The following is a 14,187-nucleotide window of genomic DNA, read 5'->3' on the forward strand; positions in this document are numbered from 1 at the left end:
ACCCCAGTTCCCCGCGCGGAATCAAGGCGCGGCACGCGCCGCCGCGCGGATCGCTGGGCCGTCCCGCGGCCTAGCGATTTCGAGAGGGAGCGCAAATCTGATGTGTCATACGGACTTTGCTGGCATAAAGTGGCAGCCTTTTCCGTTGCTTCGCTAGTCCCCGGCCCAGCGATCCGCGCGGTTCAGCGCTTTTGGCTCACCCTGATCCCCACCGGCCCTGCCACAACCCGCCCGATCACCGCCGCCTCATGCCCCGCCGCGCGCAAACGCGCCACCAACGCCTCTGCCTCTCCACCATCGACAGCCGCCAGCATTCCGCCCGCCGTCTGCGGATCGTGCAACAACGCCACCCGCGCGCCCGTTCCCCCTTCAACCGGCGCCGCCGCCGCATTGGCTGCCCAGATCGTCGAGCGCACCCCCGCCTCTGCCAGCGCCTCGGCCCCCTCGTAGACCGGCACCGCCGCCAGATCGACCTCGGCCCCAACACCCGACGCCCGGCACATGGCCATCAGATGCCCCGCCAGACCAAAGCCCGTGACATCCGTCATCGCATGGGCATCGCCCAAAATCTCCGCCGCATCCCCTTGCGGTACCTGCAACGCCGCCATCAAGGCCGCAATATCGCGCCCATCGGCCTGCCCGCGCATCTCCGCCGCCAAAAGAACCCCCGACCCGACAGGCCGCGTCAGGATCAGCGCATCGCCAACCTTTGCCCCCGCGACCGTAATCGCCGCGCGCTCCAATATCCCCGTCACCGTAAAGCCGATACTGGCCTCCGCCCCCATGGTCGAATGCCCGCCCACGATCTCGGCCCCCGCCGCGCGCAGGCCGTCGCCCGCCTGCGCCATGATCTCGGCCATCGTGCGCGCCTGCAACGCCTCGGCCATACGCGGCAAGGTGACAGAGACCAGCGCCGCCTGCGGTCTGGCCCCCATCGCCCAGACATCGCCCATGGCATGCAGCGCCGCAATCCGCGCCATCACGCCCAGATCCTCGGTAAAGCCCCGCAAGTGATCCGTGGTCAGCACCTGCTGCACATCGCCCACCCGGATCACCGCCGCGTCATCCCCCGGCCCGGTCATTATATCCGCACGCACCGGGCGCCCTTCTTGTGCCAAGACCGCCGACAACACCCCCGGTGCCACCTTGGCCCCGCACCCGCCGCAGAGCGGCTCCGGCCCCTGAGCCCCCAAGGCGCGCAGGCGTGGTGCCTCCGCCGCCGCCATCGCAGGCAAATCGCCAAATTGCAGCATGAATTTCCGGTCGATCCGATCCTTCAACCGCCAGAGCATAGGCCCGCCAAAGGCCATGCCCAGTTTCTCGGCCAAGGCTGACTTCTCGCCCAGGGAAATCAGCTTGAGGTAATCGCGCTGCGGATGAAACGCCCGCGTCCTGCCCCCGCTCAACACCGCGCGCAGGTTGTCCCGCAGCACAGGGGCGGCGCGCACGGCATAGACCCCGGCCTTGGGGCGCGGCGCATGGGTCAGATGCGCGCAATCCCCGGCGGCAAAGATCGCCTCTTGCCCCTCAACCCGCAAATCCGCCCCCACGCGCAGGAACCCGTCCTCCGTCACCGGCAACCCGGTCTCGGCCAGCCAGCCATGCGCCCGCGCACCCGCCGCGCCTGCGACAAACCCCGCCGCAATCGCGCGTCCATCGTTCAGAACCAGCCCCGCGCCCGTCACTTCAACCACGTCAGCGCCCGTCACGATCCGCACCCCCGCCGCCGCGCAGGCCCGCATCAGGCGCGGTCGGATCACCGGCGCGCCCGGCGCGATCTCTGCCGAGCGCTCGATCAGCGTGACCTCCGCCCGCCCCGCGACGCCCCGCAACCGATAGGCCATCGCCATGGCCAGCTCGATCCCGGCAATCCCGCCGCCGATCACCGCCGCTTGCGGTGTGGCCCCTTGCGCCACCCGGTCGAGAAACGCTTCCCACGCCCCGGCAAAGGGACCAAGCGGTTTCGCGGCAACACCATGTTCGGAAAACCCCGGCACCTGTGGCATGCCCGAATGAATCCCCACATCGACCGAGGCCACGTCAAAGCCGATCTCGCCCCGCCCCGCGACCGTCACACGGCCCGCGCCGGCATCAATCCCCGTCACTGCGCCCACGATCAGCCGCGCCCCCGCGAACCGCGCCAGCCGCACCAGATCTATCTCCAGGTCTTCGCGCCGGTAATGCCCCGCCACCAACCCCTGCAACATGCCGGTGTAGGGGGCCACCGGATTGGGGTCGATCACCGTCAGCCGCGCCCCCGGCAGCGGGTCCATTCCCCACATCCGCAGCACCAGCGCATGTGCATGACCACCCCCGATCAGCACCAGATCACGGGTCAGCGGAACAGAGGCAGACATCATCGTAAATCTCCTAGGTCTGCAACCGGCATAGGCCAAGCTACAGCGCAGGAAAAGCGGCGAATCCGCGCGGCTCAGCCGCCCTTCAGCCGCTTGAGCAACACGACTTCGCTATCTGGGCGAATGGGCGTGAACCAGCTGTCGTTATAGACGCGCCCGTCGATCGACACCGACACGCCGCGCTCCAACTCGGCCCGCAGGCCGGGGAATGTCTCTCCCAGCCCGTCGAGCAAGTCACGCAAGGTGGCGGCCTCGACCGCCACCTCGCGTTGGCCCTCCGCGCTCTCGGCCAGAGACCCCCAGAGCACGACCTTGACCATCAGCCCTTGGCCGCCTGCATCGCCGCCAGAACGCGCGGCGGCGACATCGGCAGGCGCGTCATCCGCACCCCCGCCGCCGCCGATACCGCATTGGCCACCGCCGCCAGCGGCGGCACGATCGAGGTTTCGCCCACCCCGCGCACACCATAAGGATGGCCCGGATTGGGGATTTCCAGAATGACCGTGTCGATCATCGGCAGGTCCGAGGCCACGGGAATCCGATAGTCGAGAAAGCCCGCGTTCTGCAGGATACCATCCTCGCCATAGATATATTCCTCGTTGAGCGCCCAGCCGATGCCCTGCACGGCCCCGCCCTGGAACTGCCCCTCGACATAGGACGGATGCACCGCGCGGCCCGCGTCCTGAAACACCGTGTAGCGCAGGATCTTGGTGGCGCCGGTCTCGGGGTCCACCTCGACATCGACCATATGGGTGGCGAAACTCACGCCTGCGCCCTCTGCCGTCACCTCATGGTGCCCCGCAATCGGCCCGCCGGTATTGCTGGCCACGGCGGCGATTTCCTTGATGGTCATGGGCGGGAATTTCCCGGCATTCGGGCCAGCGGGGCGCGCGGCCCCGTCTTCCCATTCCACCGCCTCTTCGTCGATGCCCCAGATCATCGCGGCGCGGCGGCACATCTCGCGCTTGGCGGCGCGCGCCGCCTCGATCGTGGCCAGACCCACGGCAAAGGTCACGCGGCTGCCGTCCGTCACCTCGTTCTGCCCCAGCGATCCGGTATCGGCAATGATGGTGCGCACCTGATCATAGGGAATGCCCAGTTCTTCGGCGGCCATCATCGTCATCGAGGCGCGCGAGCCGCCGATGTCGGGATTGCCCTCCGAAACCGTCACCGTCCCGTCCGGTGTCACGTTGAGCGACACGCAGGTATCGCCGCCAAAGTTGAACCAGAACCCACAGGCCACACCCCGCCCCTGGTTTTCGCCCAAGGGGGCGGTCCAATGCGGATGCCGATGCGCCGCCTCAAGCGTGGCCTTCAGGCCAATCGCCGGATAGGTCGGACCGTAAGAGGCTTTCGTGCCCTCATCCGCCCCGTTCATCAACCGCACCGCCAGCGGATCAAGGCCAAAACCCTTGGCCAGTTCGTCAATGGCACTCTCCACGGCATAGGCCGCCATCGGCGCGCCGGGCGCGCGATAGGCGGCCGCCTTGGGCCGGTTCGTCACCACGTCCCAGCCCACGGTCTTGACGTTCTCCAGATCATAGGGCGCAAAGGCCGACATCGCGCCCATATCGACCGGCGAGCCCGGATAGGCGCCGCCCTGATAGCGCAACTCGGCAAAGGCGGCGGTGATCCGGCCCTCCTTGGTCATCCCGATCTTCACGTCGATCGAGGTCGAGGCCGTGGGCCCCGTGGCGCGCAGCACTTCGGACCGGCTCATCACCATCTTGACCGGGCGGCCCGATTTCTTGGCCAGCATCAACGCCACCGGCTCAAGGAACACCACCGTCTTGCCGCCAAAGCCACCACCGATCTCGCTGGCCGTGACCCGCAATTGCCCCTGCTCCAGCCCGAGGATCGCGGCGCAGACGTTGCGCACCATGTAATGGCCTTGGGTGCAAACCCAGAGATCACCCTGACCATCCGCGCTCATCGTCGCAAGGCAGGCATGCGGTTCGATATAGCCCTGATGCGTGGCCCCGGTGCGATAGGTCCGCTCGACCACGCGGTCAGCCTTGGCCAATCCGGCCTCGATATCGCCATGCCCGAATTCCGAGCGGGCGATCACATTGCCCGACATGCCCGACGGCACGGTTTCCTGCTGCCGCCCCTCATGGAGCACCGGCGCGCCGGGCTTCATCGCCTCGTCCACATCCGTCACATGCGGCAGCACCTCATAGTCGACCTCGATCAGCTTCAGCGCCTTGCGCGCCACCGCCGCCGAGCTGGCGGCAATCGCCGCCACCGCATGCCCGTCATAGAGCGCCTTGTCGCCCGCCATGCAGTTGTCCATCACATCGGCCACGTGATCCGGCACATCGCCGAAATCGGCGCGTGTCACCACCGCCTTGACCCCCGGCAGCGCCTCGGCCTTGGAGGCGTCGATCCGCAGGATGCGCGCATGGGCATGCGGGCTGCGCAGGATGCGCCCGGTCAGCATCCCCGGCGCCACCATATCGGCCCCGAAACGCGCGCGCCCCGTCACTTTGTCGATGCCGTCAGGGCGATTGGGCCGCGTGCCTACGACCTTGAAGTTCTTGACTTTCTTGCTGTCATCCAGTGCCATCACGACGCCCTCCGCATGTCCGCCGCCGTTTCCAGAACGGCGCGGATGATCTTGTCATAGCCGGTGCAGCGGCAGAGATTGCCCGCCAACCAATAGCGCACTTCTTCCTCGGACGGGTCCGGGTTGCGCTCGAGCAGCGACTTCGCCGCCACGAGAATGCCGGGCGTGCAGATCCCGCATTGCAGCGCCGCCATCTCGATGAATTTCTTTTGCAAGGGATGCAGCACCTCGCCCGCCGCCATGCCCTCGATGGTGGCGATCTCGCGGCCCTCGGCCTCGGCCCCCAGCATCAGACAAGAGCAGACCAGCCGCCCATCCACCGTCACCGAACACGCCCCGCAATCGCCGGTGCCGCAGCCCTCCTTGGTGCCCGTCAGGCCCAACTCGTCGCGCAGCACATCCAGCAGCGTCGCCTCGGCGTCACAAAGAAACTCTGTCTCGTCGCCGTTGATCTTGGTCGTCACATGAATCCGGCTCATGCCTTTTCTCCTTTCGCGCGCGCCTCTGCGATCACTGCCGCGCGACGGGCCAGAACACCCGACACATGGCGGCGGAAATCGACCGTGCCGCGCTTGTCCTCGATTGGCGTTGCCGCCGCGGAACAGGCCGCCGCCAGATCCGCCAGCGCCGCCTCGTCCAACACCCGGCCGATGAGGGCCTCTGCCGCGGTATCCACCAGCATCACCTTGGGGCCAACCGCGCCCAGGGCCACCCGCGCGGCACTGACCTTGCCCGCCTCGTCCAGACCGAGCGCCACGCCACAGCCCACCACGGCAATATCCATCTCGGTGCGCGGGATGAAACGCAGATAGGCATCGCCCGACCGCGCGCCCCGCGCCGGAAGAAAGACCGAAGCAATGAATTCACCCGCTGCCAGCGTCGTCTTGCCCGGCCCCTTGGGAATATCAATCACATCCACATCGCGCGTGCCCTTGGGGCCAACCACGCGCACCACGGCCCCCGCCGCCACCATCGCCGGCACCGAATCCGCCGCTGGCGAGGCGTTGCAGAGATTTCCCGCCAATGTGGCCCGCCCCTGCACCTGCGTCGAGCCGATGAGACCCGCCGCCTCGACCACACCGGGCCAATCCGCGCAGAGCCCGGCGTGCTCGCCCATCTCGGCGCCGGAAACCGCAGCCCCGATCCGCCAGCCGCCATCCTCGGCGGTGATCGCCTTCATCCCCGCGATGCGCTTGATGTCGACCACCACCTCCGGCTCGATCATGTCCGAGCGCAGCTTGACCAACAGGTCCGTGCCCCCCGCCAGCACATACGCCCCCTGCTCCGCCGCGAGGATCCGCACTGCGGCCTCGACATCCTGAGGTGCCTCATATCGCATTTCGGCCATCCTTTCCTGTTGTTGCGCCGGTCAGACCCCGCCTGACTCGGCCCTGTTTGCGCCGACTATCCCGCAACTCGCGCCCAGACGCAAATCGCTCGCCGACGTATCGCCGCCTGCCTGCGCCACCCGTGGCGCGTTGCGCAAAACGCCTCACCGCCGCTTGGATATGGGGCTAAAAATGCCGCAATCCTTTGACAAGACATTTGCATTCACATGTTCGAGCGTTCTCACGAGGTAATTCATGTCCCAGTCCACTCCGTGGCCCCGCCCCAAACTCGACCGTGCGCGCCACGCGCTTCTGTTCGAATTGATCCGGCAGCGCAGCATGGCGGACCATGTGTCGCGCAGATCCGCCAACCTTCCCGAAATGGACCCTGCCGACCTGCATCTCTTTGCCGCCGCCGCCGCCCGGTCCATCGCCCCGGACGAGCGCGCACCGCGCTGAGGCGTCAGCCGCGAAAGCCGGTGGCCACCACGAATTTCTCGGAACTGTCGGCACGCGACGACGGCGGCTTTACATTGGCCACCTTGTCGAACCGCTGCTTCAACAGCTTTTGCAACTCGCCCTCGGCACCGCCCGCCAACACCTTGGACACGAATGTGCCCCCCACTTCCAGCACGTCAAAGGCCAGATGCGCCGCCGCCTCGCAGAGCGCGATGATCCGCAAATGGTCGGTCTGCTTGTGCCCTGAACTGGCCGCCGCCATATCCGACATCACCACATCCGCCTTGCCGCCCAGCCAGGCCTTGACCTGCTGATCGGCATCGTCGGACATGAAATCCAACTGATGGATCTCGCAGCCCGCCAGCGGCTCCACCTCTTGCAGGTCTACCCCCACGATCCGGCCAATCGCCTTGCCCTGCTTTTCCCCCAGGGCATTGACCCGCGGCACCGCCACCTGACACCAGCCACCGGGCGCACACCCCAGATCGAGCACCCGCGCGCCCGGCACCAGAAAGCGGAACTTGTCATCCAGTTCCATGATCTTGAACGCCGCCCGCCCGCGATAGCCCTCGGCCTGCGCGCGCTTGACATAGGGATCGTTCAACTGCCGCTGCAACCAGCGCGTCGAGGACGACCGCCGCCCGCGCGCCGTCTTGACCTTGACCGTCAGGTCGCGCTGTCCGCGCCCCGAGGTGTTCTTGCCATCCGGTGTCTTGGCCATCTATTCCGTCTCACAGGTTTTCAATTGTCAGTCCTTCATGGGCCAGCTCAATGGACTCAACCGCCACCTCATTGCCCTGGGCCTTCAGATCGGTGCCCCTGATCTTCACCGGAAAGGCATTCTTGACCCTCCAGATCATCGTCGGCGCGCCGCTTTCGTCTATCAGGGAAATCGTCACCTCCTTGCGCGTGATCCTGTTCATCCCGATCTCCGCAAACCAATCAAAGAGTCCGCTTTCCTTGGCACATACCCCTCTCTTCATGGTGATAGTGCCCGATTTCAGCATCCCGGGCATTTTCACCGGCGAAAACACAGGCGCATTGCCCGCGCGATATTCAATCGGTTGGGTGTCCGCATCCAGCCCCGAAACCTCTTGGAAATTCAGCTCCAAAGTATCCCAGGTCACCCGAAAATGAAACTTCCGCAATGGCCAGAGGTCTTGCGATTGCGCCGATCCGTCGTGCACCATCTATCCGTCCTTTTCCGTCAGCACGCCATCCGCCGCCATCTGGGCATAGAGCATACCTTCACGCAGGCCGCGATCCGCCACACTCAACCGATCCGTGGGCCAACACCTGAGCAACGCTTGCAAGATCGCGGCCCCCGACATGATCAGCGCCTGCCGGTCCTGCCCGATGCGCGGATCACGCCGCCGCCCCGCCGGCCCAAGCGCCAGATAAGACCGGATCACCCGGTCAATCTCGTCGCTCGTCATGGTCAGCCCGTCCACCTTGTTGCGATCATACCGCTTGAGGCCCAGATGGCTCGCCGCTACGGTCGTCACCGTGCCGGACGTGCCCACGATCTGAAACCCCTCGCGCGATTGCTCGTCCTTGTAGGGCGCGAATTCGGCGAGGTTCTCTTCAAAGAACCAGCTCATCAACGCGAACCGGGCCGCGTCATCCTCGACATCGCGGAACTGGTCGCGTAGCGTCGCCACGCCCAAAGGCACGCTGATCCAGTCCACGACCTTCGCCGCAGGCAGGCCCACGGGGCTGGCATGAAAGCCCATATGCATCCGCATGATCGCGCGCCGCCGCTCGTCATGCGGAACCGCCGTCAGGTCGATCCAGACCAGTTCCGTCGACCCACCGCCAATATCCACCACCAGCAATTGATCGGTGCGTTGGCTCACCAGCGGCGCACAGGACACGACCGCCAGTTGCGCCTCTTCCTGCGGTGCGATGATGTCCAGCTTGAGCCCGGTTTCGCGCTCCACCCGCAGCATGAAATCGGCCCCGTTGCTGGCGCGCCGACAGGCTTCGGTCGCGACCAGCCGCATCCGCGTCACCCCGTGCCGCTTCAACTTCTGCTTGCACACCCGGAGCGCCTGAATCGTCCGGTAAATCGACGCCCGCGACAGACGGCCAGAGCCTTCGAGCCCCGCGCCCAACTGCACCGACTTCGAAAAGCTGTCCACGACTTTGAACTGATGGCCCTCGGGTTGGGCAATCAGCATGCGACAACTGTTTGTTCCCAGATCCAGTGCCGCATACAGCGGCCCCCGATCCGGACGGGTCAGTGCGGGGCTCTCAACCGGTTTCGGGACCGCGCCCGCACTTTCGGGACGCTTGGGCGCCATAGCAACACGCCCTCCATTTCAAGTTGCTCCCAAAGTAATCCGAAGCGAAAGCGCACGCAAGCGTTGCGAGCGGTCATGATGATGATGAGTATTTTTCGCAAATCCGCCCATGGTCCCTATTGCGACCTGCGGCTAGGGTGCACAGGTCGCATGACGCGCCCGTTCTGTCGAAATCCGACCCTGTGCAACGTCGCTCCTGCATTAGGTAGTGACCACGAAGGAAAAAGGAATCAGCCATGGTTGACGTCACCATCGTCTACTGGCGGGACATCCCCGCGCAGGTCATCGTCGGCAAGGGGCGTCGCGGCAGCAAGGTTCAGCTGCCCGAGCGTTTCGAGCAGGCCATCGACCGCGCGGCGATGAAATGCGGCGCAGCGGGCACCGATGCCTACCTCGCCGAATGGCGCAAGGCCGATCCCTATTCCATCGAAGGCGAACCCGACGCCGTCGCCCAATCCGAGGCGGCCCGGATCGACGCAGATTACGATCAGGAGCGTATCAAGGCCCTGATCGCAAATGATGGCTGGGCGTGAATGCGCCCTGGATCTCTATGGGAGGCCGCGATGGCACTGTTCAATTTCAAGAAGCGTGAGAAATTCACCCCCGCCAATGGCCAGCTCGAGGCGTTCCTTGAAGGCTATTCCATAGAGGTGATGCCGCGCACCGCCGAAAAGGTCGAGAACTTCCGCGACCTGCTGCCCGCCGGCACCCGCGTCTACATCGCCCATATCGAGGGCACGCCGATCGAGGATATGGTCGCCACCGCCGCACGCCTCAACGCCGAAGGCTATCCCGTGATGCCGCACTTCCCCGCGCGCATCATCAAGGACCGCGCCACGCTCGCCGACTGGATCGCCCGCTATCAGGGTGAGGCCAATGTCGATCAGGCTCTCCTGCTCGCCGGTGGCGTCACCACGCCCCATGGCGATTTCGACAGCTCCATGCAGCTCCTCGAATCCGGTGAATTCGACCGCGCCGGTTTCAAACGCCTGCATGTCGCCGGCCACCCCGAGGGCAACAAGGACATCGACCCCGACGGCAGCATGAAGAACGTCGAGGATGCGCTGCGCTGGAAACAGAAATTCTCGGAAACCACGGACGCGAAAATGGCCCTTGCCACGCAATTCGCCTTCGACGCCAAGCCGATCATCGCCTGGGCCGACAGCCTCAGCGCGGCGGGCATCACCCTGCCCATCCATATCGGCATCGCCGGTCCCGCCAAATTGCAGACCCTGATCAAGTTCGCCATCGCCTGCGGTGTCGGCCCCTCGCTCAAGGTCCTGCAGAAACGCGCCATGGACGTCTCGAAACTGCTCCTGCCCTACGAGCCGACAGACGTTCTGAGCGACCTCGCCGCCCACAAGGCCGCGAACCCGAACTTCAACATCGAGCATGTGCATTTCTTCCCGCTTGGCGGGATCAAGGCCAATGCCGAATGGGCCATCGAAAACGGCGGGGCCTCCGCCACGCCCGCCAACCAGCAAGGATAAGACCAGACCATGACCCGCACCATCGTCGAGAGCAAAACCAAAACCGCCGTCATCGGCTTTGACGAACCGTTCTGCGTCATTGGCGAACGCATCAACCCCACCGGCCGCAAGAAACTAGCCGCCGAGCTTGAGGCGGGCGATTTCTCCACCGTCGAATCCGACGCGCTGGCTCAGGCCGCCGCCGGGGCCACCGTGCTCGATATCAACGCGGGCGTGGTCTACAACTCCAACCCCAACCCGAACGAGACCGAACCGCCCCTCATGACCAAGATGATCGAGCTGGTTCAGGGCCTCGTCGATCTGCCGCTCTGCATCGACAGCTCGGTGCCCGCCGCGCTCGAGGCCGGTCTCAAGGCCGCCCATGGCCGCCCCCTCCTCAACTCGGTGACGGGTGAGGAAGAGCGTCTCGAATACGTCCTGCCGCTGGTCAAGAAATACAACGTCCCCGTCGTCGCCATCTCGAACGACGACACCGGCATTTCCGAGGATCCCGACGTGCGTTTCGCCGTGGCGAAAAAGATCGTCGAGCGCGCGGCCGATTTCGGCATCCCCGCCCATGACATCGTGGTCGATCCGCTCGTCATGCCCGTGGGGGCCATGGCCACCGCGGGCCGTCAGGTCTTTACCCTGGTGCGCCGCCTGCGCGAGGAACTGGGCGTCAACACCACCTGTGGCGCCTCCAACATCTCCTTCGGTCTGCCCAACCGGCATGGCATCAACAATGCCTTCCTGCCCATGGCGATCGAGTCGGGCATGACCTCCGCCATCATGAACCCCATCGCCCTGCCGGTGAAACAATCCGAGATCGAGGCGAAAAAGGCCGAAGTCGCCGCCTCCGGCCTGATCCTGCCCGAGGATATGGATGACGAGACCTTCTGCCAGCTCTTCGGCCTCGGCTCCACCAAGGCGCGTGCGGGCAAGGAAATGGAGGCGATCATGGCCGCCAACTTCCTGATGAACAACGACCCCCACGGCGGCAACTGGATCAAGTTCAACAAGGCCCCCCCCAAGCCCGGCGAAGAGGCCCGCGGCGGCGGCCGCGCCGGTTCCCGCAGCCGCCGCCGCGGCTAAGGCACAAGCCATCTCGAAGACCCAGGCGCGGCCCCCACAGGGTCGCGCTTTTTCGTTGTGCGGAACCAGTGCACAACCGGTCCAGCCACTTGCCGATGGCACCAAGGCGCCCCTCGTCGCCGCCTGTTTGCCTAGCTCTTGGGAATGAGCAGCGCTTGCACCGCGCCGCCCTGCTCGCGATTGCGGATTTCGAGGCGCCCCCCCACCCTCAGCATTGTTTCCATGGCGATGATCAACCCGATACCCAACCCTCGAATGGTGCCGTGCCCATGATTGAGCCGCAAGAAATCATTGCCCATTTCGCCCAGTCTCTCTGGATCAAAGCCAGGGCCGTTGTCTTCCATGGAAATCACGATCTGTTCGCCAACCTCCTGAACGCTCACATCGACGGATGATCCTTTCGGAGTGTATTTCTGCACGTTATCAAGCAGTTCCGTGAGTGCGGTGCGCAAAAGGTTCTTACTCACCCTCGCGTTGATCTCTTTCTCCGACTGAACGCGAACATGCCTGTCAGGGTCATTCCGAAAAAATTGCCAAGCCACGTCTGCAACAAGCTCAGGGATATTCTCCGTCGTCAGCGCCTCCAGCCGGTCGTCACTCCGAAGGGAGACCAGCCTTTCTGACTTCTCCATCATCTCAGCAATCTTCAGGCCTGCGTCGTGAATCAAAGTGACATGCTCTTTCCGCCCCTCATCAAGCACCGCCGTGTCTTTCAGCAGGCTGGACAGACCGACAATGGCATTCAAGGGCGTTCTGATTTCGTGATTGATCGACTCCAGGAATTTCAACCGGCTTTCCCCCAGCAGTTGGGAAAGCTGAAATTCGCTTTGTAACCGTGCCCGGTATCTTGCTTGAAAATACGAGAAATATCCCAACTCCGAGACGACCATCAAAAAAACAGTCACACCGACCAATATCGTCGATGCAAGTGTCGCTGTCGCGTTGGCAACTTCATAATCGGTCAAAACAGCCACGTGTAAGTAGAGAGCAACACCCCATAAGGTAAACGACAGCGCGGACAGAAAAATAATAAGCCTCCTGCGCCTTTCCCAATGGTAAAGCGGAAACGGCAACCCGGCCGTTGCGACCAGCATAAAGGCTACGTGTCCGTCTTCGTGGACGACAAGGGAACCGAAAAAGATCGCAAGGTTCGCCGTGACAATCCACAGCGTCCGCGCAGCCAAATGCCGTCCGGCAGAGTGTAGATATAAGGCTGCCGAAAACCCCACCACTGCAGCGATTGCAGCACTGAAGAGATGTGGTGCCCCGAGCGCCAACGACAAGGCTGCCCAAGAAACAGCGAGACCAAGCGCGGTTTTTACCAACGTCAAGGATAGTTCGATGTTTGAGTCGTCACTGATGACTAGAGCGGTCATGTTTTGCCTTGGTCGTACTCAGGTATTTGAATTAGCACTGGCGACCGGGTTGGGCCGGTTTAATGAAAATGCGGCGACTGCACTCTGCGCGAGGGCGACATGAGACATGCCGCGACGATGTTATCTTTCACGACCGGGATTGCCGCTCATGCAACATGCTTTGACTGGCGCATCTCAGTCCCGACGAACCGCTCCCCCGACCTTACAAAACCCCCACCCAAACCTTACAGACCTTACACAGTCAACCTCAGGTCAGGCCCATATCCCGGGCGATCATGGCGGCGTGGGTGCGGTTCTTGGCACCAAGTTTGCGGGACAGCGTCTTGAGGTGCAATTTCACCGTAACCTCTTGAATATCAAGGTCTCTGGCGATCTCCTTGTTGGACTTGCCATGCAGGATGCCAACCAGAACATCGGTTTCCCTCGGGGTCAGGCGCACCGGCCCCTCCGCCTCATCCTCGGCAGGTTCAAGAAAATCTAGCGGCGCATAGGTTTCCCCCAACAACATATGGTGGACCGCCGCAACCAGAGATTGCGGATCAAGCGTCTTGGGCAAGAACCCGGCCGCCCCGGATCTCAGCGCCCTGCGCCCGATCTCCGCCGTCGCCGTCCCCGACAAAATCGCAACAGGGCATTTCGCACGCGCCTTCATGACCCCGAGACCGGTCAGAGAATCCATCCCCGGCATCATCAGATCCAGCATAACCAATTGAAAGGGGCCGTGTTTTTCCTGAACATTCAAGGCGGTTCCCAAGCTCTCGGCGACATGCACCTCGAACCCGCCCTGCGCGCGCAAGTAGGCCGCAATCATTTCCCGAACCAGATCATGATCGTCGGCCAACAAGAGTTTGGTCATCGGCGCGTCCTTTCTTCTGCCACCTCAAATGTCCTTTTTATCACCTTTTTCAACAACTAAGACAGCCGTCGAGCCATGACAATCCCAAGACAACCATAGGCAGGTATGCCCTACCTATCCCCCTACCCGGCAAATTCCGTGCCAAACTCAAATCCCACCTACCTTTCGGGATAGGGGGCTGGTCAAACGTTGTAAAAAAAGCAAATGCCAATCAGACTACAAGAAATTCGCCCGTGATGATGACCCCGCGTGACAAGGAACCGCCCCGGTTGATATACATTACACAGGCAAGCGCCGAAGATCACTCGGAAACTGTGCCCACCTCATCACGTCGGGGACCCCGATCAAACCGCGTCGTCCGCCGCTCAAGTTTTCCAGTGT

Annotated in this window: 14 protein-coding genes; 4 read left to right on the forward strand and 10 right to left on the reverse strand. The window is 63.7% G+C overall.

What is annotated here, in order from left to right:
* Window positions 1–182: 182 nt before the first annotated feature.
* From selD to MVC20_RS01545, 5 genes are all read right to left on the reverse strand, one after another.
* Window positions 183–2,360 (reverse strand): selenide, water dikinase SelD, encoded by a 2,178-nt coding sequence (selD, locus tag MVC20_RS01525; RefSeq protein ID WP_297537781.1) that lies wholly within the window; start codon window positions 2,358–2,360, stop codon window positions 183–185.
* 71 nt (window positions 2,361–2,431) lie between these two features.
* Entirely contained in the window at window positions 2,432–2,677 is a 246-nt protein-coding gene (locus tag MVC20_RS01530) for a MoaD/ThiS family protein (protein WP_297537782.1), read from the reverse strand.
* Entirely contained in the window at window positions 2,677–4,923 is a 2,247-nt protein-coding gene (locus MVC20_RS01535; RefSeq protein ID WP_297537783.1) for a xanthine dehydrogenase family protein molybdopterin-binding subunit, read from the reverse strand. Before MVC20_RS01535 ends, MVC20_RS01530 begins: the two co-directional genes overlap by 1 nt.
* A complete protein-coding gene (locus tag MVC20_RS01540; RefSeq protein WP_297537784.1) occupies window positions 4,923–5,402 on the reverse strand; it encodes a (2Fe-2S)-binding protein in 480 nt (159 codons plus the stop codon). The genes MVC20_RS01535 and MVC20_RS01540 overlap by 1 nt, the downstream gene beginning before the upstream one ends.
* On the reverse strand, window positions 5,399–6,262 hold the full coding sequence (locus MVC20_RS01545; RefSeq protein ID WP_297537785.1) for a xanthine dehydrogenase family protein subunit M: 864 nt from the start codon (window positions 6,260–6,262) through the stop codon (window positions 5,399–5,401). Before MVC20_RS01545 ends, MVC20_RS01540 begins: the two co-directional genes overlap by 4 nt.
* A gap of 244 nt (window positions 6,263–6,506) precedes the next feature.
* Between MVC20_RS01545 and MVC20_RS01550 the strand changes: the two genes are divergently transcribed.
* Window positions 6,507–6,710 (forward strand): hypothetical protein, encoded by a 204-nt coding sequence (locus MVC20_RS01550; RefSeq protein ID WP_297537786.1) that lies wholly within the window; start codon window positions 6,507–6,509, stop codon window positions 6,708–6,710.
* A 4-nt stretch (window positions 6,711–6,714) separates the two neighbouring features.
* Here MVC20_RS01550 and MVC20_RS01555 read toward each other — a convergent pair whose 3' ends face one another.
* The 3 genes from MVC20_RS01555 to MVC20_RS01565 are packed head-to-tail and all read right to left on the reverse strand — an operon-like array spanning window position 6,715 to window position 9,013.
* Window positions 6,715–7,431: an RlmE family RNA methyltransferase gene (locus MVC20_RS01555; RefSeq protein ID WP_297537787.1), complete on the reverse strand. Its 717-nt coding sequence runs from the start codon at window positions 7,429–7,431 to the stop codon at window positions 6,715–6,717.
* Window positions 7,432–7,441: 10 nt separating this feature from the next.
* Entirely contained in the window at window positions 7,442–7,900 is a 459-nt protein-coding gene (locus MVC20_RS01560; protein WP_297537788.1) for a phage tail protein, read from the reverse strand.
* Window positions 7,901–9,013 carry a Ppx/GppA phosphatase family protein gene (locus MVC20_RS01565; RefSeq protein ID WP_297537789.1) on the reverse strand — a complete coding sequence of 371 codons (1,113 nt, stop codon included), beginning with the start codon at window positions 9,011–9,013 and terminating at the stop codon, window positions 7,901–7,903. It lies immediately after the preceding gene.
* A gap of 236 nt (window positions 9,014–9,249) precedes the next feature.
* On the opposite strand from MVC20_RS01565, the gene MVC20_RS01570 reads away from it, so the two are divergent.
* The 3 genes from MVC20_RS01570 to MVC20_RS01580 are packed head-to-tail and all read left to right on the forward strand — an operon-like array spanning window position 9,250 to window position 11,574.
* Window positions 9,250–9,546, forward strand: a complete 297-nt coding sequence (locus MVC20_RS01570) for a virulence factor (protein WP_297537790.1) — start codon at window positions 9,250–9,252, stop codon at window positions 9,544–9,546.
* Window positions 9,547–9,576: 30 nt separating this feature from the next.
* On the forward strand, window positions 9,577–10,503 hold the full coding sequence (locus tag MVC20_RS01575) for a methylenetetrahydrofolate reductase (RefSeq protein ID WP_297537791.1): 927 nt from the start codon (window positions 9,577–9,579) through the stop codon (window positions 10,501–10,503).
* 9 nt (window positions 10,504–10,512) lie between these two features.
* Entirely contained in the window at window positions 10,513–11,574 is a 1,062-nt protein-coding gene (locus MVC20_RS01580) for a methyltetrahydrofolate cobalamin methyltransferase (protein WP_297537792.1), read from the forward strand.
* A gap of 131 nt (window positions 11,575–11,705) precedes the next feature.
* Here the strand turns inward: MVC20_RS01580 and MVC20_RS01585 are convergent, their stop codons facing one another.
* Entirely contained in the window at window positions 11,706–12,950 is a 1,245-nt protein-coding gene (locus tag MVC20_RS01585; protein WP_297537793.1) for an ATP-binding protein, read from the reverse strand.
* A gap of 247 nt (window positions 12,951–13,197) precedes the next feature.
* The gene (locus tag MVC20_RS01590) at window positions 13,198–13,806 is read right to left on the reverse strand and encodes a response regulator transcription factor (protein ID WP_297537794.1); all 609 of its coding nucleotides are present in this window, start codon (window positions 13,804–13,806) and stop codon (window positions 13,198–13,200) included.
* Window positions 13,807–14,187: the final 381 nt, after the last annotated feature.

Source organism: Roseovarius sp., assembly GCF_027019125.1.
GTDB lineage: Bacteria > Pseudomonadota > Alphaproteobacteria > Rhodobacterales > Rhodobacteraceae > Roseovarius.